Annotated in this window: 15 protein-coding genes; 7 read left to right on the forward strand and 8 right to left on the reverse strand. The window is 59.8% G+C overall.

Annotation, left to right across the window (positions count from 1 at the left end):
* Position 1: 1 nt before the first annotated feature.
* From ileS to ABD720_RS12095, 3 genes are all read right to left on the reverse strand, one after another.
* Positions 2 to 2911, reverse strand: a complete 2910-nt coding sequence (gene ileS / locus ABD720_RS12085) for an isoleucine--tRNA ligase (protein ID WP_344763539.1) — start codon at positions 2909 to 2911, stop codon at positions 2 to 4.
* Between the two features lie 94 nt (positions 2912 to 3005).
* Positions 3006 to 3983, reverse strand: coding sequence for a bifunctional riboflavin kinase/FAD synthetase (locus ABD720_RS12090; RefSeq protein ID WP_344763540.1), 978 nt, complete (start codon positions 3981 to 3983; stop codon positions 3006 to 3008).
* A 120-nt stretch (positions 3984 to 4103) separates the two neighbouring features.
* The gene (locus tag ABD720_RS12095; RefSeq protein WP_344763541.1) at positions 4104 to 4832 is read right to left on the reverse strand and encodes a 16S rRNA (uracil(1498)-N(3))-methyltransferase; all 729 of its coding nucleotides are present in this window, start codon (positions 4830 to 4832) and stop codon (positions 4104 to 4106) included.
* Positions 4833 to 5036: 204 nt separating this feature from the next.
* Here ABD720_RS12095 and tkt point away from each other — a divergent pair, with 204 nt between their 5' ends.
* The 4 genes from tkt to ABD720_RS12115 all read left to right on the forward strand — a co-directional run bounded on the left by tkt (position 5037) and on the right by ABD720_RS12115 (position 9467).
* Complete coding sequence (gene tkt / locus ABD720_RS12100; RefSeq protein ID WP_344763542.1) at positions 5037 to 7031, forward strand: transketolase; 1995 nt, start codon at positions 5037 to 5039, stop codon at positions 7029 to 7031.
* On the forward strand, positions 7028 to 7570 hold the full coding sequence (locus ABD720_RS12105) for a GNAT family N-acetyltransferase (RefSeq protein ID WP_344763543.1): 543 nt from the start codon (positions 7028 to 7030) through the stop codon (positions 7568 to 7570). Before tkt ends, ABD720_RS12105 begins: the two co-directional genes overlap by 4 nt.
* A 91-nt stretch (positions 7571 to 7661) precedes the next feature.
* Positions 7662 to 8672, forward strand: coding sequence for a type I glyceraldehyde-3-phosphate dehydrogenase (gap, locus tag ABD720_RS12110; protein WP_344763544.1), 1011 nt, complete (start codon positions 7662 to 7664; stop codon positions 8670 to 8672).
* 348 nt (positions 8673 to 9020) lie between these two features.
* Entirely contained in the window at positions 9021 to 9467 is a 447-nt protein-coding gene (locus ABD720_RS12115; protein ID WP_344763545.1) for a hypothetical protein, read from the forward strand.
* A 7-nt stretch (positions 9468 to 9474) separates the two neighbouring features.
* Here the strand turns inward: ABD720_RS12115 and arsH are convergent, their stop codons facing one another.
* The 3 genes from arsH to ABD720_RS12130 are packed head-to-tail and all read right to left on the reverse strand — an operon-like array spanning position 9475 to position 10930.
* Complete coding sequence (arsH, locus tag ABD720_RS12120; protein WP_344763546.1) at positions 9475 to 10170, reverse strand: arsenical resistance protein ArsH; 696 nt, start codon at positions 10168 to 10170, stop codon at positions 9475 to 9477.
* Positions 10167 to 10592, reverse strand: coding sequence for an arsenate reductase (glutaredoxin) (arsC, locus tag ABD720_RS12125; RefSeq protein ID WP_344763547.1), 426 nt, complete (start codon positions 10590 to 10592; stop codon positions 10167 to 10169). The genes arsH and arsC overlap by 4 nt, the downstream gene beginning before the upstream one ends.
* Positions 10589 to 10930, reverse strand: a complete 342-nt coding sequence (locus ABD720_RS12130; protein ID WP_344763548.1) for an ArsR/SmtB family transcription factor — start codon at positions 10928 to 10930, stop codon at positions 10589 to 10591. Before ABD720_RS12130 ends, arsC begins: the two co-directional genes overlap by 4 nt.
* 201 nt (positions 10931 to 11131) lie before the next feature.
* On the opposite strand from ABD720_RS12130, the gene lepB reads away from it, so the two are divergent.
* On the forward strand, positions 11132 to 11827 hold the full coding sequence (lepB, locus tag ABD720_RS12135; RefSeq protein WP_344763549.1) for a signal peptidase I: 696 nt from the start codon (positions 11132 to 11134) through the stop codon (positions 11825 to 11827).
* A 43-nt stretch (positions 11828 to 11870) separates the two neighbouring features.
* Here the strand turns inward: lepB and ABD720_RS12140 are convergent, their stop codons facing one another.
* Positions 11871 to 12203 carry a hypothetical protein gene (locus ABD720_RS12140; RefSeq protein WP_344763550.1) on the reverse strand — a complete coding sequence of 111 codons (333 nt, stop codon included), beginning with the start codon at positions 12201 to 12203 and terminating at the stop codon, positions 11871 to 11873.
* Between the two features lie 1150 nt (positions 12204 to 13353).
* Between ABD720_RS12140 and ABD720_RS12145 the strand changes: the two genes are divergently transcribed.
* A complete protein-coding gene (locus tag ABD720_RS12145; protein ID WP_344763551.1) occupies positions 13354 to 14670 on the forward strand; it encodes an HD-GYP domain-containing protein in 1317 nt (438 codons plus the stop codon).
* Between the two features lie 198 nt (positions 14671 to 14868).
* Here ABD720_RS12145 and glnE read toward each other — a convergent pair whose 3' ends face one another.
* Complete coding sequence (glnE, locus tag ABD720_RS12150; RefSeq protein WP_344763552.1) at positions 14869 to 17637, reverse strand: bifunctional [glutamate--ammonia ligase]-adenylyl-L-tyrosine phosphorylase/[glutamate--ammonia-ligase] adenylyltransferase; 2769 nt, start codon at positions 17635 to 17637, stop codon at positions 14869 to 14871.
* A 120-nt stretch (positions 17638 to 17757) separates the two neighbouring features.
* On the opposite strand from glnE, the gene ABD720_RS12155 reads away from it, so the two are divergent.
* Complete coding sequence (locus ABD720_RS12155; protein ID WP_344763553.1) at positions 17758 to 21960, forward strand: YhdP family protein; 4203 nt, start codon at positions 17758 to 17760, stop codon at positions 21958 to 21960.
* Positions 21961 to 21964 lie beyond the last annotated feature (4 nt).

Consider the following 21964-nt stretch of genomic DNA (forward strand, 5'->3'; position numbering starts at 1 on the left):
ATCAAGCAAAGCAACGGGTTTCGCCCGCACCAAACAGGTTGGCCACGCAACGGCCGCACAGTTCGGGATAGGCTGCATCGGCGCCGACATCGGCACGGTAATGCCAGCAGCGCTCGCATTTTTGGGCCGTCGACGGCGTGACTACGATGGCTTCATCGGCGGCCGAAGCCACCTCGCTGACCGCCGCTTGCGACGTGATCAATACGAAGCGCAGATCGTCGCCGAGGCTGTCGAGCAGGGTGAACTTCGTGCCGCTGGCACGGATCTCGACGTTGGCTTGCAGCGATGAACCGATGCCGCCAGCGATGCGGACCTCTTCCAGTTGCTTCGAGACTTCGGTGCGGATATCGCGCAATGTCGTGTAGCGTTCGAGCAGCGGGTCTGCGTCAGCCACGGCCGGTACAGCCCAGACGGTTTGCGTGAAAATGGTCTCATCGCTGGCCGCAAACGCTGCCGGGTCGGCAAAAGTCTCCCATGCTTCTTCGGCCGTGAATGACAGGATCGGTGCCATCAGGCGCAACAGCGCTTGCGTGATATGCCAGATCGCCGTCTGCGCCGAACGCCGTGCCGCCGAGCTCACGCCCGCCGTGTACAACCGGTCTTTCAGCACATCCAGATAGAAGCCACCGAGGTCTTCCGAGCAATACATCTGCAGCTTCGACGTCACGGGATGGAATTCATAGACTGCGTAATGCGCCATGATTTCGGCCTGCAATTGGGTGATGCGCGCCAATGCATAGCGATCGACTTCGAGCAGTTCGGCGACCGGAACGGCATCGGTGGCCGCATTGAAATCGGAGGTGTTCGCCAGCAGGAAGCGCAGCGTGTTGCGGATGCGGCGATAGCTTTCGGTGACGCGCTTCAGGATTTCATCGGAGATCGACAACTCGCCGGAATAATCGGTCGAGCCGACCCACAACCGCAGGATGTCGGCACCGAGCGAATCGGCGACTTTTTGCGGCGCGACCACGTTGCCGACCGACTTCGACATTTTCTTGCCTTCGCCGTCGACGACGAAGCCGTGTGTCAGCAGCGTCTTGTAGGGTGCGCAACCATTGAGCATTGACGAGGTCAGGAGCGACGAATGGAACCAGCCGCGATGCTGGTCAGAACCTTCCAGATACAGGTCGGCCGGGAAGTGCGAGGTCTGCGCGTGCGAGCCACGCAGCACGGTCTGGTGCGTGGTGCCGGAATCGAACCAGACATCCAGCGTGTCCTTGTTCTTGAGGTACTGATCGGCTTCGTCGCCCAGCAACTCTTTCGGATCAAGTGCCTGCCAGGCTTCGATACCCGACACCTCGACGCGTTTGGCGATGGCTTCCAGCAATTCCGGTGTGCGCGGATGCAGTTCGCCGGTTTCCTTGTGTACGAAAAATGCCATCGGCACGCCCCACTGGCGCTGCCGTGACAGGGTCCAGTCAGGACGATTGGCGATCATGCCATGCAGGCGCGCCTTGCCCCAGCCAGGATAAAACGTGGTCGCATCGATACCGGCCAGCGCCGTCTCACGCAGCGTCGCGCTGCCATCCTTGGGCGTGCGGTCCATGCCGGCAAACCATTGTGACGTGGCGCGATAGATGATCGGTGTCTTGTGGCGCCAGCAATGCATGTAGCTGTGTTCGAACATCACCAGTTTGAACAGCGCACCGGCTTCCTCGAGCTTGGTGCAGATCGGCTTCGAGGCTTCCCAGATGGTCAGGCCACCAAAGAACGGCAGCCACGATGCGTAGCGGCCGTCGCCCATCACCGGGTTCAGCATGTCGTCGTCTTTCATGCCATGCGCGCGGCAGGACAGGAAGTCGTCGATACCGTAGGCCGGCGACGAATGGACGATGCCGGTGCCGGTATCGAGCGTCACGTACTCGGCCAGATAGATCGGCGACAGGCGATCGTAGCCGGTGTCGGTGTCGGCCAGCGGATGCTTGAACGCGATCAGCGACAGCGCGGCGCCTTTGCAGGTCGCGATCACGCTGCCTTCAAGGCCGTAGCGCTTCAGGCACGCCTCGACCAGGTCCAGCGCCAGGATCAGCAACAGCGGTTCGCCATTGCGCGCGGTTTGCACCAGCGCATAGTCGAATTCCGGATGCACGTTCATGGCCTGGTTGGCCGGGATGGTCCACGGCGTCGTGGTCCAGATCACACAATAGCCGCGCTCGGTGGGCAGAGACGCCAGACCGAAGGCGGCGGCGATTTTTTCGGGTTCGGCAAAGGCAAAACCGACGTCAATGGCCGGATCGCGCTTGTCCTGGTACTCGACTTCGGCTTCGGCCAGGGCCGAGCCACAATCGAAGCACCAGTTGACCGGTTTCAGGCCGCGATACACATAGCCTTTTTCAAGGATGGTGCCGAGCGCGCGCAACTCATCAGCTTCATTGCCGAAGTTCATCGTGGTGTACGGGTTGTCCCATTCACCCAGCACGCCGAGGCGGATGAAGTCAAGCTTCTGGCGCTCGATCTGCACGGTCGCATAGGCGCGGGATTTTTCCAGCACGTCGGCAGTCGGCAGGCTTTTGCCGTACTGCTTTTCGATCTGGATTTCAATCGGCATGCCGTGGCAATCCCAGCCCGGTACGTACGGTGCATCGAAGCCGGCCAGGTTGCGCGACTTGACCACGATGTCTTTCAGTACCTTGTTGACGGCGTGTCCGATATGGATATCGCCATTCGCGTACGGCGGGCCGTCATGCAGCACGAACAGCGGGCGTCCCTTGGCGGCCTTGCGAACACGTTCGTAGACCTTCTTTTCCTGCCACGACTTGATCCATTGCGGCTCGCGCTTGGCCAGATCACCGCGCATCGGAAACGGCGTTTCGGTCATGTTGACCGGATATTTGCTGGCCGGTTTGCCTTTGGGCTTGTCGGATTTGCCGGCGGCTTGGTTGACGGGTTTGCTGGATTCGTTATCGGACATGGGATTTTTTTCAGGAAAAGTCGGTGGATCTGGTCCGGCGGGTCGACCTGTTCAGGCTGGGCCGCCGAGCGTTGAATACGAATCGGGAATAGCGCTAAATTCGGTCTGTTGCGGACATCGCGACGTCGCCTGCCTGACGGAAGTAGCTGCGGGCATTGTCCGCATCGCGGCCTATCGCGGCAGTCAGGCTAGGCAGGTCGATGTATTTTTCTTCGTTGCGCAATTTTTTCAGGAATTCGATCTGGACCAGTTTGCCATAGCAGTTGCCTGCGAAGTCGAACACATGGGTTTCGAGCAGCACGCGGCCGCTGTCATCGACGGTGGGCCGCACGCCGATGCTGGCAACACCAGGAAGGGGCTGGTCGGCCAGTCCATGCACCTGCACGACATAAATGCCGCCAAGCGCCGCATGCTTGTGCGTGACCGCCAGGTTCAGGGTCGGAAAGCCGATCGTACGCCCCAGTTTTTTACCGTGGATGACATGGCCGGACATCGCATACGGATGGCCCAGCATGTGCGTGGCTTGCACAAAATCCCCTGCCGCAAGGGCAGCGCGGATGGCCGAGGAAGAGATGCGCTGGCCAGCATGCAACACCGTCGGCAGGGTCTCGACATGGAAGCCGTAGTGTTTTCCTGCTTCGATCAACAGCGCGATATTGCCGGCGCGGCGTGCGCCAAAACAGAAGTCTTCGCCGACCATCAGCCATTTGACATGCAGACCCGTGACCAGGATCTGTTCGATGAACTCTTGCGGGGTCAAGGCCGCAAAGTGCGCATTGAAGTGCTGGACGATGACGCGGTCGATACCGGCATCACTCAGGGTGCGCAGCTTGTCGCGCAGGTTGGCGATACGCGCTGGTGCGTTGGCGGGGTCACCCTGTAACCGGGCAAAGTATTCACGCGGGTGCGGCTCGAAGGTCATCACTGCAGAATCGAGTCCGAGTTGCAATGCGGCCCCGTTGACGCGGTCCAGCAAGGCCTGATGGCCGAGGTGGACACCGTCGAAGTTGCCGATCGTCAGCGCACAGGGCGCGCGTGCCGCAGCGTTGGGTAGTCCGCGAAATACCTTCATAAGGTCACAGTAGGGAGCAATCGGAAAGCCTTGGATTATAAATGCTTTCGGTGGCTTTCTTCGTGCCAAGTCGGGGCGGGAGCGTGGCTGATGCCCGATGCGGCTTTTGCACCGACTGTTTCAGGGAAGTTCACCCCACGCCGCCGTCAGCGTGGCGAGCGCCGCCAGTCCTGCGGTTTCGGTACGCAATACGCGTGGTCCCATCGACAGTGCGATGGCGCCATGCTGCACCGCCAGTTTTTCTTCCTCATCTGTCAATCCCCCTTCGGGCCCGATCAGCAGCGCCACTGCTTGCGCTGGCTGATGCCGCGCCCAGTCCGCCAGCGACTGCGTGGCACGCGGTGTCAGCAGGATGCGGCGATGCAAATCCTGTTGCGCGACCCAGCTTTTGAAATCCGTCAGCGGCGCCAGCTGTGCCAGCCGGTTGCGCCCGCTTTGTTCGCTGGCCGAGACAATGATACCGTGCCAGTGTAGCTGGCGTTTCTCGGCACGTTCGGCGGATAGTCGCACCACGCAGCGCTGGGCCGCCAACGGCTGGATGCCGGCTACGCCAAGCTCGACGGCCTTCTCGATGATCCAGTCCATCTTCGCGGCTTCCGGCAGTGCCTGCGCCAGCGTGATGGCATACGGCAGCTCGACCGAGCGCGAGGTGCACGCCTTGACCTCGACCGTGACGCGCTTTTTTTCCAGCAAGGTCAGGGATGCGGTGTAGTCATCGCCGTCGCCATTGAACAGCGTGATGGTGTCGCCTGCCTGCATGCGGATGACCTGAATATGGTGAGCCACCTTGTCAGGCAGCGTCAGGATGTCGCCGATGGCGAGCGGTTGCGGGCAATGGAATCGTGGCATGGAGGAACCTTGTTGGCAGATCAATGCGCCAGAGTCTGCACTATGTAAGCAAGGACGAACAGCGTCCAATTCCGGATTTCATCGGGTCGGTCTGGTAAAATGCCCGCTTCCTTGCTGATGCTCAGTTGCCACAATCGCAATGCATGTGGCAAGTCCGCAAGACCTTTTGCCCGTTCCACCCATCCTAATTTCTACGTGATCACGATGACTTCCTTGCAAACCACAAACAATATGGCCAATGCGATCCGCGCGCTGGCGATGGACGCCGTACAGAAAGCCAATTCCGGCCATCCGGGCATGCCGATGGGGATGGCCGATATCGCGGTTGCGTTGTGGTCCAACCATTACAGTCACAACCCGTCGGACCCGCACTGGGTCAACCGCGACCGCTTCGTGCTGTCGAACGGCCATGGCTCGATGCTGCATTACGCATTGCTGCACCTGACCGGCTACGACTTGCCGATGGACGAGTTGCGTAATTTCCGCCAACTGCATTCGAAGACGCCGGGCCACCCGGAAGTCGACGTCACGCCAGGGATCGAAACCACCACCGGTCCGCTCGGCCAGGGCCTGGGCAACGCAGTCGGCATGGCGCTGGCAGAAAAATTGCTGGCTGCCGAATTCAATCAGACCGGTTTTGATGTAGTCGATCACCACACTTACGCGTTCGTCGGCGACGGTTGCCTGATGGAAGGCATTTCACACGAAGTCTGTTCGCTGGCTGGTGTGCTGCGCCTGTCGAAACTGATCGTGCTGTACGACGACAACGGTATTTCGATCGACGGCAATGTCGCCGGCTGGTTCGGCGACGATACGCCGAAGCGCTTCGAGGCATACGGCTGGAACGTGATCCCGGCAATCGACGGTCACAACGTCGCCGCCGTGGCTGCAGCGATTGCCGCCGCCAAAACCGCCGACCGGCCAACCCTGATCTGCTGCAAGACCATCATCGGCAAGGGTTCGCCGAATCTGCAAGGTTCCGACAAGGTCCATGGCGCCGCCCTCGGTGACAAGGAAATTGCGGCCGTGCGCGCGGCCATCGGCTGGACTGCTGCACCGTTCGAGATTCCTGCCGACGTCTATTCGGCATGGGACGCAAAAGCTGCAGGGGCTGAACGCCAGGCCACATGGACCGCCTTGTTCGCGGCCTACACCGAGCGCTTCCCGCAACAGGCCGGCGAATTGCTGCGTCGCATGAGCGGTGAATTGCCGGGCAATTTCGATGCGTCCGTGGCCGCCTACATCGCTGCCTGTGTCGACAAGAAAGAAACCATTGCCACCCGCAAGGCCAGCCAGAATGCGATTCAGGCCATGGCACCGGTGCTGCCGGAATTCCTCGGCGGCTCGGCCGACCTGACCGGATCGAACCTGACCAACTGGAAAGAATGCGTGGCAGTGCGCGCCGACCAGGCCGGCAACCATATCAACTACGGCGTACGTGAATTCGGTATGAGCGCGATGATGAACGGGATCGCCCTGCATGGCGGTTTCATCCCGTTCGGCGCGACCTTCCTGACCTTCTCGGATTACAGCCGCAATGCCTTGCGCATGGCCGCGCTGATGAAAATCCGTTCGATCTTTGTCTTCACGCATGACTCGATCGGCCTCGGCGAAGATGGTCCGACCCACCAATCGGTCGAGCATATTTCCAGCATGCGTCTGATTCCGAATCTGGATAACTGGCGTCCGTGCGACACGGTCGAATCTGCCGTGTCATGGCAGCAAGCAGTGCTGCGCAAGAACGGCCCGAGCACGCTGATTTTCTCGCGTCAGAATCTGGCGTACCAGGAACGCACGGCGCAACAGGTTGCCGACATTGCGCGCGGTGGCTATGTGCTCAAGGATGCCGCCGACGCCAAGGCGATCCTGATTGCCACCGGTTCCGAAATAGAATTGGCCGTCAAGGCCGCCGATACGCTGGCCGCGCTGGGTGTGGCGGTGCGCGTAGTGTCGATGCCAAGTACGGATGTGTTCGATCGTCAGGATGCCGCGTACAAGGCCAGCGTGCTGACCATAGGCGTGCCCCGGGTTGCGGTCGAAGCTGGTGTCACGGGCTTCTGGTACAAATATGTCGGTCTTGAAGGCGCCGTCGTCGGCATCGATACCTTCGGTGAATCGGCACCGGCACCGGTGTTGTTCAAGCACTTCGGCTTCACGGTCGAGAATGTTGTCGCCACTGTCCAGCGGACTCTCGCTTGAGCGCGGTCGACGCGACATACTTGCGGGTAGCAACGCCGGATGATGCCGAAGGCATCGCGATGGTCCGGATCGACAGTTGGCGTCAGACCTACCGGGACATCATTCCCGATACGTATCTCGACAACATGGAAGTCGAAGAAAGCATGAACCTGTGGCATCGCGTGTTGAGTACGCCGTCGGCAAAGACCTCGGTCTTCGTCGCCGAGCTCGATGGCGAAGTGGTTGGTTTTGCCGCGGGCAAAATGCTGGACGAACCGAAGTTCGGCCTCGATGCCGAGCTGGCTGCGATCTACCTGATTCCGGATCTGCAGCGGGCCGGTATTGGTGGCCGGCTGGTCAATATGGTGGCGCGGGCACAGCAGGAGCAGGGCGCCAACGGGTTGATTACCTGGGTCATTTCACGCAACAAGATTGCCCGCCAGTTTTTTGAAAAGCACCAGGCTGAACTGCTGGTCGAACAAGCCTTCAGCTGGGACGGTATCGACATGCTGGAAGTGGGTTACGGCTGGCGCAACCTGAGTCTGTTCAGGCCGCATTGATTGATCCACGTCGCAGGGAAATTTGCGGCGTGTTGCAACACCGGTTCAGCATCACTTTTTGACAGAATTTTTTGTTCTCAGGAGAAGCAGCATGACTATTCGCGTCGCAATCAACGGCTACGGCCGCATCGGCCGCAACATCCTTCGCGCACATTACGAAGGCGGAAAAAAGAATGACATCCAGATCGTTGCCATCAACGACCTCGGTGACGCCAAATCGAACGCCCACCTGACGCGCTACGACACCACCCACGGCAAGTTCCCGGGCACCGTCGTCGTCGAAGGCGACAACATGATTGTCAATGGCGACAGCATCCGTGTCTTCGCCCAGCGCAACCCTGCCGAAATCCCATGGGGCGAGCTCAATGTGGACGTCGTGCTGGAATGCACCGGCTTCTTCACCACCAAAGAAAAAGCCTCGGCCCACCTGAAGGGCGGCGCCAAGAAAGTCATCATTTCCGCCCCGGGCGGCAAGGATGTCGACGCGACCATCGTCTTCGGCGTGAACCAGCATGTGCTCAAGGCCACCGACACCGTGATCTCGAACGCCTCGTGCACCACCAATTGCCTGGCCCCACTGGTCAAGCCATTGAACGACACGATCGGCCTGGTCAATGGCTTGATGACCACCGTGCATGCCTACACCAACGACCAGGTACTGACCGACGTCATGCATGAAGACCTGCGTCGCGCCCGTTCAGCCACCAGCAGCATGATTCCCGCCAAGACCGGCGCCGCCACTGCGGTCGGCCTGGTACTGCCGGAACTCAATGGCAAGCTCGATGGCTACGCGATCCGCGTGCCTACGATCAATGTCTCGATCGTCGACCTGTCCTTCATCGCGGCCCGTGACACGACCGTGGAAGAAGTCAACGCGATCATGCTGGCTGCTTCCGAAGGCGCGTTGAAAGACATCCTGACGTACCAGACCGAGCCGCTGGTGTCGGTCGACTTCAACCACAATCCGGCATCGAGCAACTTTGATTCAACCCTGACCAAAGTCTCGGGTCGGTTGGTCAAGGTGTCGTCGTGGTATGACAATGAGTGGGGTTTCTCGAACCGCATGCTCGACACCACTGTGGCGCTGATGTCGGCGAAGTAAGCTGATAGAGGCATCGCATTAAAAAACGCCCCGATCTGTCGGGGCGTTTTTATTGGTGGCGTTGACACTGCATGGCAGCGTCATTGGAATTGGTGCTGGTATCTTTCCCGACCGCCAGCTACGGTAGTGCCTGTGCTCTTCACATCAGTGCAGCTCGCCACACAATCGCTGTGTTGCAAGAGACATCATGATAGCCAGTCAAGGTTACCGGCGGATGACGTTGGCGATGTTGCGGCACGGTCGATGAGGGGAGTCCTGCGCAAGTACGACAGAACGCTACGCCGGATTGACAGGCTTGCCCGATAATGTCGCATTGAGCGGACTACGCTGACTTTTCCGGATTCCACCATGACTCCCATTTCCCTGCCGCCGCATCCGATGGATGAACCCGATGAAGAGCGCGCCGGCGCGACGCTGCAAGAACGTCCGTGGACCGTGCTGGAGACGATCGTCGATGTCGACGCCTGGATCGATGGCCTGAACCGCGATCTGCATGCGGTGATCCGCAAGCAGCCGGTCAGCAATCCCGGCGTGTGCTTCCGGCTGACTGAAGGCGGCGAGATTTATTTGCATACCAATGGCGATGGCGACGTCCTGCTGGACGTGACCGAGGAGGCCGACTGGGTCACGCCGCTGATTTCGGCGGCGACACAGGTGGCCGCACCGGCGGCGTCGCTGTGGATTTTGCCAGGGCATGTCCTGACCCAGCTGGTGCTCGGCCTGAGTCCGCTGGTCGAGACGACCCGGCTGGTGTTGCAGCACGAATTCCGGACCAAAAAGAACAAGTGGCGTTAGCGGACCCTCAGAGCTTGCCGGGCAAAGGCTGGAACGCTTTGCGTTCGCTATAGCGGCTGGTCAGATACTCCGACCGGTCGCGCACCAGCAGCGTGAACTTCACCAGTTCTTCCATCACATCGGTGAGCCGGTCGTAATACGCCGACGGCTTCATGCGGCCGGCTTCATCGAATTCCTCGTAGGCTTTGGCGACCGATGACTGGTTCGGTATCGTCACCATCCGCATCCAGCGCCCGAGCACCCGCAATGCATTGACCGCATTGAAGGATTGCGAACCGCCGCACACCTGCATCACGGCCAGCGTGCGACCCTGGGTCGGGCGGACCGCGCCGATTTCCAGCGGCAGCCAGTCGATCTGCGACTTGAAAATGCCGGTCAGCGTGCCATGCCGTTCGGGACTGCACCAGACCTGGCCCTCGGACCACAGCGACAGTGCGCGCAGTTCCTGCACCTTCGGATGATCCGCGGTCACGCTGTCGACCATCGGCAAGCCATGCGGATCGAAGACGCGGGTCTCGGCACCGAAATGCTGCAGCAGGCGCTCCGCTTCCAGCGTCAGCAGCCTGCTGTAAGAGCGGTCGCGCAGCGAGCCGTACAACAGCAGGATGCGCGGTGCGTGGGTCGCGCGCGTGGCGGGTTCGAGCTGATCGATGGCCGGCAACGCGAGATACTGCGCGTCGATATTGGGAAGGTCGTCGATCATGGCCGCACGCGCTGGCCGCTCGCGTCGATGACCGCTTCGCCGTCTTCCTTGCTGAAGGCCGCACGTTGCGGTTGCGGCAGGATTTCCAGTACCAGTTCGGACGGCCGGCACAATCGGACACCCAGCGATGTCACCACGAACGGACGATTGATCAGGATCGGATGGGCCAGCATCGCATCCAGTAATGCATCGTCGGTCAATGCCGGATTGTCCAGCCCGAGTTCGGCATAGGGCGTGCCCTTTTCACGCAGGGCCTGGCGCACGGTCAGGCCGGCAGCGCGGATCATGGTCTGCAACGCGGAGCGACCCGGTGGCTGTGTCAGATACGCGATCACCGTGGGTTCGACACCGCTATTGCGGATCAACGCCAGCGTATTGCGCGAGGTACCGCAGGCCGGATTATGGAAAATCGTAATGCTCAAGAGACCTCCTTGGGATTGTCTGTGGCCGGTGTGCAGCCAGTCGGTGTGCATGGCGTTCCGCCGCAGCAGTTCTCGGTCAGGTAGGCCAGCAAGTCATTCATCGTGGAAAATTGTGCTGCATAAATGATGGATCGCCCGTCCTGGGTCGCGGTCACCATCCCCGCATGGTTCAGTTCTTTCAAGTGAAACGATAGCGATGACGGCGGGATGGCGAGCTGTTCGGCGATTTTGCTGGCCGCAACTCCGGCAGGACCGGCCTGCACCAGCAATCGGAACACGGCGAGCCGTGAGTCATGCGCGAGCGCGGAAAGGGCGGACAGAGCATCTTTGGTTTTCATATTTCGATAATAGTCGAATTAAATTGCGCGCGGCAGGGATTTTTTCTAGTGTGATCGTCTGCGGGCACTGTGGGGAACTTGCCAGCATCGTCGTCAAAAAAGACACGGTCTGGTGCGAGTCACCAGATTGCTTGCCGCAGATCACAGTATCGGAAAAATCCTGCCGCATAATCAACAATCACTTTCCGACGCAAGTTCGCCATGGCCACCATCAACAATCTGATTACCCGCAACAAGGCATTCTTCCTCTTCATGATCGGCATGATTCTGGTGCGCAGCGCGATTGCCGACTGGTACTCGGTGCCGTCGGGGTCGATGTATCCAAGCCTGCTGATCGGCGACCGCATCATTGCCGACCGCGTGGCCTATGACCTGAAGCTGCCATTTACCGACATCGTGCTGACCCATATCGCGGACCCGAAGCGCGGTGACATCGTGACCTTTTCCTCACCGGAAGACGGCGCGCGGCTGGTCAAGCGGCTGGTCGGCCTGCCTGGCGACACGGTTGAAATGCGCAATGAAATTTTCTATCTCAACGGGGTACCGGCATCCTACGTGACTGCCACGGGCGGTGTGGCCAGCCGGGTGACGCCGGGATACGACGGCAAGCAAATCGTCCTCAACGAACGCATCCTCGGCAGCCAGCGCCCGATCGTCCTGATGCCCGAGCGGCCGGATGCGTTGCGCAACTTCGGACCAATGCAGGTGCCGCAGGGCGAATACCTGATGCTCGGCGACAGTCGTGACAACAGCCGCGATTCGCGCTTCATCGGCTTCGTCAAGCGCGAACTGATTACCGGCCGGGTCGGACGGGTGGCATTTTCACTGGACGCAGAACGTTACTTCACGCCGCGTCTGGAACGCTTCGGTGCCTCGCTGGACGACGACAACTCGTGACTACAAAATCGGATCTATCGGTCAAGACAAAAAAGTATTTGGGTTAAGCGGGATATTCCGGATATTTGGCCACGCCGCCCCGTTTTGCGGTTTTTTGACGTTGTTGCTGTCGTTGAGTTCGCTGCTGCGAGGCCACATCGGTAGCAGAACTGCATTTATTCAAAGGTATGGCGCCACTGCCGACGCCGGTCCGGGACGGATGGGCTAACGTGCTATTACCCAATGGCTCGCGAATGCACCCCTCGTTATTGAACACGACGTAATCGATCACGCCGCATAGCAGTTCGCGCTTGTCCGAATAGACTTGACTGCACTTGACGGTCCGCCAACGACGTTTGACGGCGATGTTGCCGAACGCCAGACGGCGCCTGTCCAAGTTGATCGTGGCATTCTGGCGCAGCAGTACGTCCGTAAATACGTCGCTGTTAAGCTACGGGTCTAGATCGCTTTTGAAGATTGTCGGCTTGCAGTGCGAACACGTTGCATCGTCCAGTTTGACGAATCGGTGCGCGGGATTGATAAAGCTAATATCCGCAATCCACTCTTGGGCGTTATGCGTCGGACGCACTTGCGGTATGGCGCGTGACCAAGCGTCATCAGGAAGCAGATTTTTTTGCGGCTTTGATACAAAAGCTTCAGGGTATCTTCGTCGATCAGTTGGGATAATAATAGCTTCCACACTAGCTTCAGACGGGGCTCACGTCGATGATAAACGGTTGCCCCGACACACTCTTCAGCGCGAACGGATAGGTAATCGCGAGGCCATTTTCTGGCGCAATCTGATCCATGCGCGTCGTCACTGACTCAGCCCGGACTTTTTAACCCAATTAAGTTATTTTTTACCTGTTGCATTGTAAGGGCGCCGACGTTTTGCGTATTGGTAGATCGGCATAGCATGGCGCGTCCTCGAACAGCTCTCATGCCTGCGCAAGATTTCCTTTTTCCATTGCCCAACCGACATCGGGTGGATGCCTAAATCCCAGGCGGATCTGGTTGTCGGATTTTTTTATTTTGTATCGTATCGCGTCCAAGTCGTTCGTTGTAATCGGTACCTCGTACTTTCCATCTCCTGACGTAGTTCATCGCGTGTTTCTGTCAATTTGACGACAGTTTGATCTTTTGCCTAAAATCGTGCGCGACTAAATAGTTACCTGCATTCGACAATGGTCAACCCTGTATCCGGTGCGATTTTCCGCCAGAATTAACTGCGACTGACGGGCGCTCAGACCTGGGACAATTGCGCATGCCCTGTGTTCGATGGCGCCGACCAGCAATCCTTCGCAGCTGACCCGCAATGGCTGCAAACGAAACGGCACTCCTGGTCACCGTAACTGCAGTTTCGCCAACAAGCCGGTCACGACTTAAGTACGGTACCGATGATCGATGATGTCCTTCGGAAAGAAAACGGCGAGTGTTAGTCAAAAAAATCTTGTATTATTAGAAATATTTTCATTTAAGAAATTAATTTCCGGTATTTTTATCACTCACTACGCTCCTGCGCTTGCGTCCTTAGGATTTTCTTCTAGATGGCTTTAACAAACGGATTCCCCCAAGTTGTTCAACCAAATGTCGTTCCTTTAGTAGTCGACCACGTTGCTCTTCCTGATCAAAGCCCGCACTACATTCAGGCGGTAGCTGATCTCGGCGAGGAGCGCGAAATCGTCGCGCACGAAGATATATACGCTTCGAACGGGATGAAGCTTTTGGCCAAGGGCGCACGCATTAATCGTCAACAAGCCGAACGACTCAAGATGCATAAGCTTCAGGTGCCTCTGGACCTGGTTCTGTCGGCTGAGCAGACAATTGATGGCAGCATGCTTGCCGCGGATGCCAATCGCATGTTTGCCGAAGACCCCGTGATGTTACGGCTGGCCGAACGAAGCGGCGACCCGCAAGGATTTCGTCAGGGACTGAGCGCGCTGACGTTGTCGCGTCCATTGGGATTTCGCCTTACTGTCATGCGCGAGAAACGCAACGGGCTGTACCGGCACACACTGCGCGTGGCGCTCATTACCCACGCCATGGCTGTTAGGCTCGATCTGACAGAAATGGAAAAACACGATGTTCTGCTGGCAGCTCTCTGCCACGATTTGGGGGAAATGCATACCGATCCCGAACTGCTTGCTTCTGATCACCGCATCACGTCGGAGCAGCGTCGCTTCATCCATGTTCATCCGATTACCAGCTACGTCATACTTCAGGCGATGCCGGACATACCGTCTGCAACCCTGCAAGCAGTGCTACACCATCATGAACGAATTGACGGTAGTGGTTATCCTCATGGCTTGACCGAAAGTGAAATCCATCCCTTGGCAAAACTGTTGTGCGTCGCGGAAGTCATGGTCGGGGTGGTTCGGCGTGCGGACCGGCATCGGCTCGATGTAATACTGCGTTTGAACCAGCAGCGGTTCGATCCCGCCGTCTTGGGAGTATTGCGTGACCTGCTGAGAATTGGTGACAGCGAGAAGCAAGCTGCATTGCCAGAATGCGATCCTTCAGTCCACTTAACCCATGTGATGGCCGTAATCGCCGCTTGGCCCGGCGTTCGGGATGCGCTTGCCGCACAGCCGTCGTGCGGGCCGTCCCTTGGTTTTCTCAATGAGCGCATGTCGTTGCTTCGATCACTCGTATTGCAGGTCGGGATCGATCCTGAAAATGCGGAAATGTTACTGGAACTGGCTAGGGGGGAAAGGGAGATCCTGATCGAGCTGCATGCCACTCTGGACGAGCTGCATTGGATGATGATCGATATCGCTAACGAAGCCGAGCGCCGCACCGCGTTACTCGACCCGCTTACCCGCAGTATCGTTTTTAAATTAATCACCGTACTACGGCTAGGGTAAAAAAACTGCACTTTTAAAAAGGGCTGGCAGGGGTCGCGGCTTTCAAGAGCGAAGGGCTTATGAACCAGAGTGCGAGAATTTGCTTTCTGTCCTTTTCGGCCTGTTCGCGTTTAACGTGGCTTCGCATACCGTGTGGACGAGCGCTTGCGGCGCAGCGCCTTGATTTTCGATGCCAGCCGAGTGGACCTACTGCTAAACCTACGTAGCAGCTACTGACGCAAACACACTCGCCCACAATTGCCGCACCGCAGCGATCTCTGCGCTGATGCGTTCCGGGACGACCAGTGATTGCTCGTCACCCTGTAAACGGGCTTGATGCTGCAGCTTGCGGTAGTTGCGATACGCCGCCGCGGCCGCGTTCGCCAGCGCCGTATCGATCAATCCCAACTCTCCGGCCAGTTTCAGCAAGGCGATGTTGCCGATGTCGGCGGTCAGTTGCGGCCAGGCAGAGGCGTGCAGCAGGATCAGGTACTGGACAATGAACTCGATGTCGATCATGCCGCCACTGTCCTGTTTCAGCTCAAACTGGTGTGCCTTGCCGGGATGGGCACGTGTCATTTTCTGGCGCATCGCCAGCACGTCGCGCTGCAACGCGCACGCTTCGCGCGGCTGGCGCAGTACATCGTTTCGCAGCGTTTCGAAGCGATCGCCGATGGCGCTGTCGCCGGCACAAAAGCGCGCCCGCGTGAGCGCCTGGTGTTCCCAGACCCAGGCTGATTGCCGCTGGTATTTGTCGAACGCGGTGACCGTCGATACCAGTAATCCGCTGGCGCCATCAGGCCGCAAGGCGATATCGATATCGAACAGGATGCCGGCCGGGGTATGGCTGGTCATCCAGGTAATGAAGCGCTGTGCCAGTTTGGCGTACTGGGCCGGGGCCTCCGGGTCGTCATCGTCGTACAGGAAGATCACGTCGAGGTCGGACGAATACCCGAGCTCCTTGCCACCCAGTTTGCCGTAGGCAATCACGGCGAATTGCGGCACTTCCCGATGCCGCTGCGGCAGGGTCTTCCAGACTGCCTGCACCGTCTGGTCGACCAGGATATCGGCCAGCGTGGACAGATGATCGGCCAGCCGTTCGACACTGAGCTCGCCTTCGAGGTCCTGTGCCAGCAGGCGCAGGGTCTGGGCGTGATGCATTTCGCGTAGCGTGTCGAGCTGACGTTCGGTGTCGCCGGCATGGGCCGCCAGCTGCTGTTGCAGGTCGTGCGTGAAGGCGGGCCAGTCCGGTGGTGCGCGCAGGGTGCGGTCATCGAGCAATTCATCCAGCAGGATCGGATGGTTGGTCAGGTACTTGGCGGCCCAGTCGCTGGCGCTCATCATCCGGATCACGCGCATCAGCGCCGGCGGATATTCGGTCAGCAACGCCAGGTAGGCAGCGCGCCGGGCCACGGTTTCGAGGAAGTCCAGCAGGCGGTGCAGCGTGATCAGTTGCGTCGCGCCGCAGTCGACCAGCAACGGCAGCGCCGCATTGACCAGCGTGACCAGCCGGTTGCGACTGACCTCGGGTAGTGCCTGCACGCGCGCCGATTGCCAGGTCGACAGCAAGCGCTGCGCCGCCTGTTGCGGTTCACCGAAACCGAGCGTGGTCAGGTGTTCGGCGATCGCTTCCAGTGGCTCGCCCGAGGCGATGGCGGCGTGGATGTCGGGACTGATCGTGTCACCCGATTCCTGCGTCCCGTTCTTGTCGGAAAAAATTGCATCGAACTGGCTCGACACCAACTGGCGTTGTGCTTCCAGTGCCGCCAGCAAGCCCGCCGTATCGGCATATCCCATCATCTGTGCCACCAGCAACCGGTCCGCATCATTGGCGGGCAGCGTATGAGTTTGCGCATCATCGAGATACTGCAGCCGGTGTTCGAGATTGCGCAGGAAGGTGTACGCCTGCAGCAGCTGCTCGACCACGACCGGTTCCAGCAACTGCTTGTCGGCCAGCGTGCGCAGGACGATGCGTGTCGAGCGCTCGCGCAGGGCCGGCTCGCGGCCGCCGCGGATGAGCTGGAAAACCTGCGCCAGGAATTCGATTTCGCGGATGCCGCCACGTCCCAGTTTGACGTTGTTGCTGCGATCGGGATGCAGCGCTTCGAGCCGCGTGACCTCGGCGCGGATCTGCCGGTGCATGCCGCGTATCGCATCGATCGAGCCGAAATCCAGATAGCGCCGATACACGAATGGCCGGATGATCTGGTCGAGCGTATCGACGTCGGACGGGTCGCCGCAGAGCGCGCGCGCCTTGACCCAGGCATAGCGTTCCCATTCGCGGCCCTGCACGATCAGGTATTCCTCGACCATGCCGAAACTGGCCACCAGCGGGCCGGCATTGCCGTTGGGGCGCAATGCCATGTCGACGCGGAAGGTAAAACCATCCTGCGTGATCTCTGACAGGTCACCAATCAGGCGGCGTCCCAGCCGCACAAAAAACTCGTGGTTCGACAGACTGCGCTGATGCAATCCCGAGATCCGGGTCTCGCCATCTTCCGGATACACAAAGATCAGGTCGATATCCGACGACACGTTGAGCTCGCCGCCACCGAGCTTGCCCATGCCCAGTACAATCAGGCACTGCGGACGGCCACTGTCGTCACCGATGGGCACACCGTGGATTTCCTGCAGTTCGGCAGTCAGCGCGGCAACGTGGGTCTCGATGGCGAATTCGGCAAAGGCGGTCATGGTGTCGACTACTTGCACCAGGTCGCCGTGGTTGTTCAGGTCGCGTTCGATGAGCGTCACGATGAGCAGGTTGCGCAAGCGTCGCATTGCGCGCGGCAGAGGCATTCCGTCGGCGATTTCTTTTTGTAATAAGCGCGCAAACACGGAGCGGGTCAGGGATAATCCGGCAAGACTGGCGATCTGCCCGTCGCGGCGCGGGTCGGCATCGTGCCAGCGGCTGTAAAAGCGCGATGCAACACGTGGTGAGAGCGCAATTGCGTCAGCGCCTTGGATGCCTGTTAAATCGGAATTCGTCATGGTGCGATGCCATCTTGTAGAAAAGTGTTCAGGAATGGTGCGCCAACTTGTGATTCTTGATCATCAATTGATTCATTCTATGCGAAGCAGTCTGGCAGATCCGTTCTGCACTAGCCCCTGATGTCCGAACCTTCTTCTCACTCCCCTGTCGGTAATCGTCGCTACGCAGCTTGCTGGCGCTCGCTGCGCGTGAGCTACCGCTACCTCAATACCGCCACCCATCACACCATCGGCGCATTGCTCAGGCTGCTGGTCGTGCTGTACTTCCTGTTCTGCCTGCTGGTGCTGATACTGCGCTATCTGGTGCTGCCCAATATCGACCACTACAAAACCGACGTCGAGCAACTGGCCTCGCGCGCGGTTGGCCAGCCGGTCAGCATTGCCACCATCGGCGCCAGCTGGGATGGCCTGCATCCGACGCTGGCGCTGGGCAATGTGGTGATCCATGACAAGCGCGGCGAGGCCGCACTGATGTTGCCGAAGGTCGAGGCCACCCTGTCCTGGTGGAGCCTGGTCGTGGCGGATGTGCGCTTGCAGCGCCTGGCACTGGAGCGTCCCGAAATCGACATCGTGCGCGATGCACAGGGCCGTATCCAGGTCGCCGGCATCACGCTGGACGACGGCAAGCCGGGTGACAGCAAAGGTGCCGACTGGGCCTTGGTGCAGAGTGAAATTGTGATCCGTGATGGCCGCGTGCACTGGATCGACCAGCAGCGCGGGGCGCCCGAACTGCTCTTGCAGAAGGTCGACTTCACCTTGCGCAACAGCTGGCGCAATCACCGCGTCGCGCTCAACGCCGTGCCGCCGGCCGCACTGGCCGCACCGATCGATGTACGCGCCGACTTCAGTCATCCGCATTTCAGTACGCAGATATCCGACCCCCGCCAGTGGCGCGGCGAGGTCTATGCCGACCTGCACGACGCCGATCTGGCCGCCTGGAAAACCTGGCTCGATTTTCCGTTCGAGCTGCAGCGCGGCACCGGCTCGCTGCGTGCCTGGCTGAAGGTGGATCGGGCCCGCGTTGCGCAATTGACCGCCGACCTGGATGCCACCAGCGTGGCAGCGCGGCTGCGTCCCGATTTGCAGCCGCTGAACCTGACCGCGGTGCGTGGTCGCATCGACGTGCGTGAATCGCTGAATGCAAAAACCGCGCTGGGTCTGCCGACCTTTGGCGCGCACGGACACACCGTGGCGCTGACCAATTTTTCATTACAGGCCGAGGATGGCTTGCAGCTGCCCACGACCACGATCAGCGAAACCTTCATCGCCGCAACGCCATCCACACCCGAAAAATTCCACCTCGAAGCCAAAGTGCTCGACCTCGAAGTCCTCGCCAGCCTGGTCGAGCGCCTGCCGCTGCCTGCGGCGCAACAGCAGCTGCTATCGGACTTCGCGCCACACGGGCAGCTGCGTGATTTCCAGGCCAGCTGGCAGGGTGCGTATCCGGCCATCGTTGCCTACAGCGTCAAGGGCCAGTTTGACAAACTCGGTCTGAATGCCCAACCGGCCCGCGCTGCGCAACCAAAGACGGCTGCCAGTCCGGCCCTGGCGGGCGTGCCAGCGATTCCCGGATTTGACAACCTGACTGGTTCCATCAATGCCACGGAGCGCGGCGGCGCGGTCAACCTCGCCTCGAACCAGCTCACGCTGCGTCTGCCGGGTTACCTCAGCGAGCCATCGATCTCCTTCGAGCAGCTCGCGATGCGGGCCCGCTGGTCACTGGAAAAAAACGATCAGCTTCTGCTGCATATCGACCAGCTCGACCTGCAGCAGGATGGCGTGCGGGTTGCCGTGCAAGGCCAGCACCTGATGCCATTGACCCCGACTGCCAATAACCTTGGCGCCATCGACATGACGGCGCGCATCGCCAGCATCGATATCAATCGGGTGCCGCGTTATCTGCCATTGCAAACGCCGGTCGATTTGCGCAACTGGCTGACCGGCGCGCTGCAACAGGGACAGGCTCAGGATGTCGTTGTGCGTCTGAAAGGCGCGCTGGCCGACTTCCCGTTCCGCACCACCCGGCCTGGCGACAAGCCGAAAGGCGAATTCACGGTACGCGGCAAGATCAGCGACGGTGCAATGCTGTACGCGCCTGGCGAAAAAGCGCCCGATGGCGCCGCGCCGCTTTGGCCGCTGCTCGAAAAAATCAGGGGTACGCTCTCCATCGACCGGACCCGCCTCGACATCCGTGCCGACAGCGCGCTCAGCCGCAATGTCGTGATCGGCAAAGTCAGGGCGGTGGTGCCCGATCTGCTGGCCGACGATGCACAGCTGGACATTGATGGTGAAGCCAGCGGCAAGCTGCAGGACCTGGTGGGCTATGTCAACGCCAGTCCGGTGCTCGGCTGGATCGGTAACTTTACCGAAGACACCCGCGCTGCCGGACCGGCGCGACTGGCGCTGAAACTGCGCCTGCCCCTGAACCACATGCTCGATGCCAAGGTGGTCGGATCGCTGCAATTCCTGAACAACGATGTCACGCTGCAAAACGGTATCCCGATGCTGACGCAGACCAACGGCAAGCTCGATTTCAATGAAGCCGGGCTAACCCTCAATGCCATCAAAGCCAATGTCATCGGTGCGCCCGCCACCATTTCGGGTGGCACCCAGCGCGATGGCAACATCCTCGTGAAGGCCGACGGCGTGATTTCGGCGGAGGGCTTGCGTAAAACCTATCCGGCGCCGTCGCTGCGACGCTTGCTGCAAAAAGTCTCCGGGTCGACACGCTTTTCAACCACCATCAGCGTCAAAAAGCAGGTGGCAGAAGTCGTCATTGAATCGAACCTGCAAGGCCTGGGACTGGACTTGCCGCTGCCGCTACGCAAGGCCGGCGTCGACGCGCTGCCGTTGCGGTTCGTGCTGGCCGACTTGCCCACCGAGACCGCCGCGCCGTTGCGCGATGAAATCAGGATCTCGCTGGGGAATGCGTTTTCTGCGCGCTACCTGCGCAGCAAGGCGCGTAACAGGGACGCCTCCTGGCAGGTGCTGCGCGGCGGTATCGGCGTCAATGCGCCGCCGCCGGAACCCGATAGCGGCTTGCACCTCAATGTCAGCCTGCGCACCTTGAATATCGATGACTGGCGCGCACTGGTCAGCTCGGTGATGACGGCCGACAAGTCGCTTGGGGCCGCGTCCGCAACGCCAGAGGAGGATATCGACCTGGCACCGTTCATCGAGCCGGATGTGATGGCGGCGCGCGCCACCGAACTCATCCTGTCCGGCAAGAAGCTCGATAACGTCGTGGTCGGTGTGTCGCGCCAGAACACTGTCTGGCAAGCCAATATCAATGCCGAGCAAGTCTCCGGTTACCTGACCTGGGCCGAGGCGCCGTCCGGTCGCGGATTGGGCAAGGTCACGGCGCGCCTGGCGTCGCTATCGATCCCGCAATCGGCCACGAGCGAAGTGACGGAACTGCTCGAAGGAAAAAGCAGCGCCACGCAGATTCCGGCACTGGACGTGGTGGCAGAAAGCTTCCAGCTGATGGGCAAGAATTTCGGTCGCGTCGAGCTGCTGGCCAACAATGCCGCGGTCGCTAGCGGCACCGAATGGCGCATCGGCAAATTGTCGATCGCCAATCCGGATGTGCAGCTCAATGCCACCGGAAAATTCGTCAGCAAGGATGGCCAGAGCGTCAGCAGCCTGGTCTACACGCTCGATATTGTCGATGCCGGAAAATTGCTGGAGCGGTTCGGATTTGCCAATGTACTGCGCGGTGGCAAGGGCAAGATGGAAGGTGACCTGGTCTGGGACGGCGTCCCGTTTTCGATGGATCTGCCGAGCCTGACCGGTAAAATCCAGCTCGACCTGGCGGCAGGACAATTCCTGAAAGTCGATCCCGGTGCCGCCAAGCTGCTCGGTGTGCTCAGCCTGCAATCGCTGCCACGCCGGCTGACGCTGGATTTCCGGGACGTGTTTTCGGAAGGGTTTGCCTTCGACGGCATTACGGCCGACGCGGCTATTTCACGCGGCGTCGCCAGGACCAGCAACTTCAAGATGCGCAGCGTGAATGCCACCGTACTACTCGATGGATCGGCCGATATCACGGCCGAGACGCAGAACCTGCACGTCGCGGTGCTGCCCGAAATTAATGTCGGCGCTGCCTCGGTGATGTACGCTCTGGCAGTCAACCCGGTGATCGGACTTGGCTCGTTCCTGGCGCAGCTGTTCCTGCGCGAACCGTTACGGCGCGCATTCACGTTCGAATACGCAATCACCGGCCCATGGAAAGACCCTTCGGTAAAAAAACTTGACCGTACCACCGGCGAGCCGGTCAAGCCGAAGTCGTCCACCGGTACCGATGGCGCCGATCTGAAAGGATGACCTG

It is taken from the genome of Actimicrobium antarcticum (assembly GCF_039536745.1).
GTDB lineage: Bacteria > Pseudomonadota > Gammaproteobacteria > Burkholderiales > Burkholderiaceae_D > Actimicrobium > Actimicrobium antarcticum.

What these genes read in the sequence shown, in the direction of transcription:
- ileS (WP_344763539.1), bottom strand. Translation starts at nt 2,911, where the DNA reads ATGTCCGATAACGAATCCAGCAAACCCGTCAACCAAGCCGCCGGCAAA.
- ABD720_RS12090 (WP_344763540.1), bottom strand. Translation starts at nt 3,983, where the DNA reads ATGAAGGTATTTCGCGGACTACCCAACGCTGCGGCACGCGCGCCCTGT.
- ABD720_RS12095 (WP_344763541.1), bottom strand. Translation starts at nt 4,832, where the DNA reads ATGCCACGATTCCATTGCCCGCAACCGCTCGCCATCGGCGACATCCTG.
- tkt (WP_344763542.1), top strand. Translation starts at nt 5,037, where the DNA reads ATGACTTCCTTGCAAACCACAAACAATATGGCCAATGCGATCCGCGCG.
- gap (WP_344763544.1), top strand. Translation starts at nt 7,662, where the DNA reads ATGACTATTCGCGTCGCAATCAACGGCTACGGCCGCATCGGCCGCAAC.
- ABD720_RS12115 (WP_344763545.1), top strand. Translation starts at nt 9,021, where the DNA reads ATGACTCCCATTTCCCTGCCGCCGCATCCGATGGATGAACCCGATGAA.
- arsH (WP_344763546.1), bottom strand. Translation starts at nt 10,170, where the DNA reads ATGATCGACGACCTTCCCAATATCGACGCGCAGTATCTCGCGTTGCCG.
- ABD720_RS12130 (WP_344763548.1), bottom strand. Translation starts at nt 10,930, where the DNA reads ATGAAAACCAAAGATGCTCTGTCCGCCCTTTCCGCGCTCGCGCATGAC.
- lepB (WP_344763549.1), top strand. Translation starts at nt 11,132, where the DNA reads ATGGCCACCATCAACAATCTGATTACCCGCAACAAGGCATTCTTCCTC.
- ABD720_RS12145 (WP_344763551.1), top strand. Translation starts at nt 13,354, where the DNA reads ATGGCTTTAACAAACGGATTCCCCCAAGTTGTTCAACCAAATGTCGTT.
- glnE (WP_344763552.1), bottom strand. Translation starts at nt 17,637, where the DNA reads ATGACGAATTCCGATTTAACAGGCATCCAAGGCGCTGACGCAATTGCG.
- ABD720_RS12155 (WP_344763553.1), top strand. Translation starts at nt 17,758, where the DNA reads ATGTCCGAACCTTCTTCTCACTCCCCTGTCGGTAATCGTCGCTACGCA.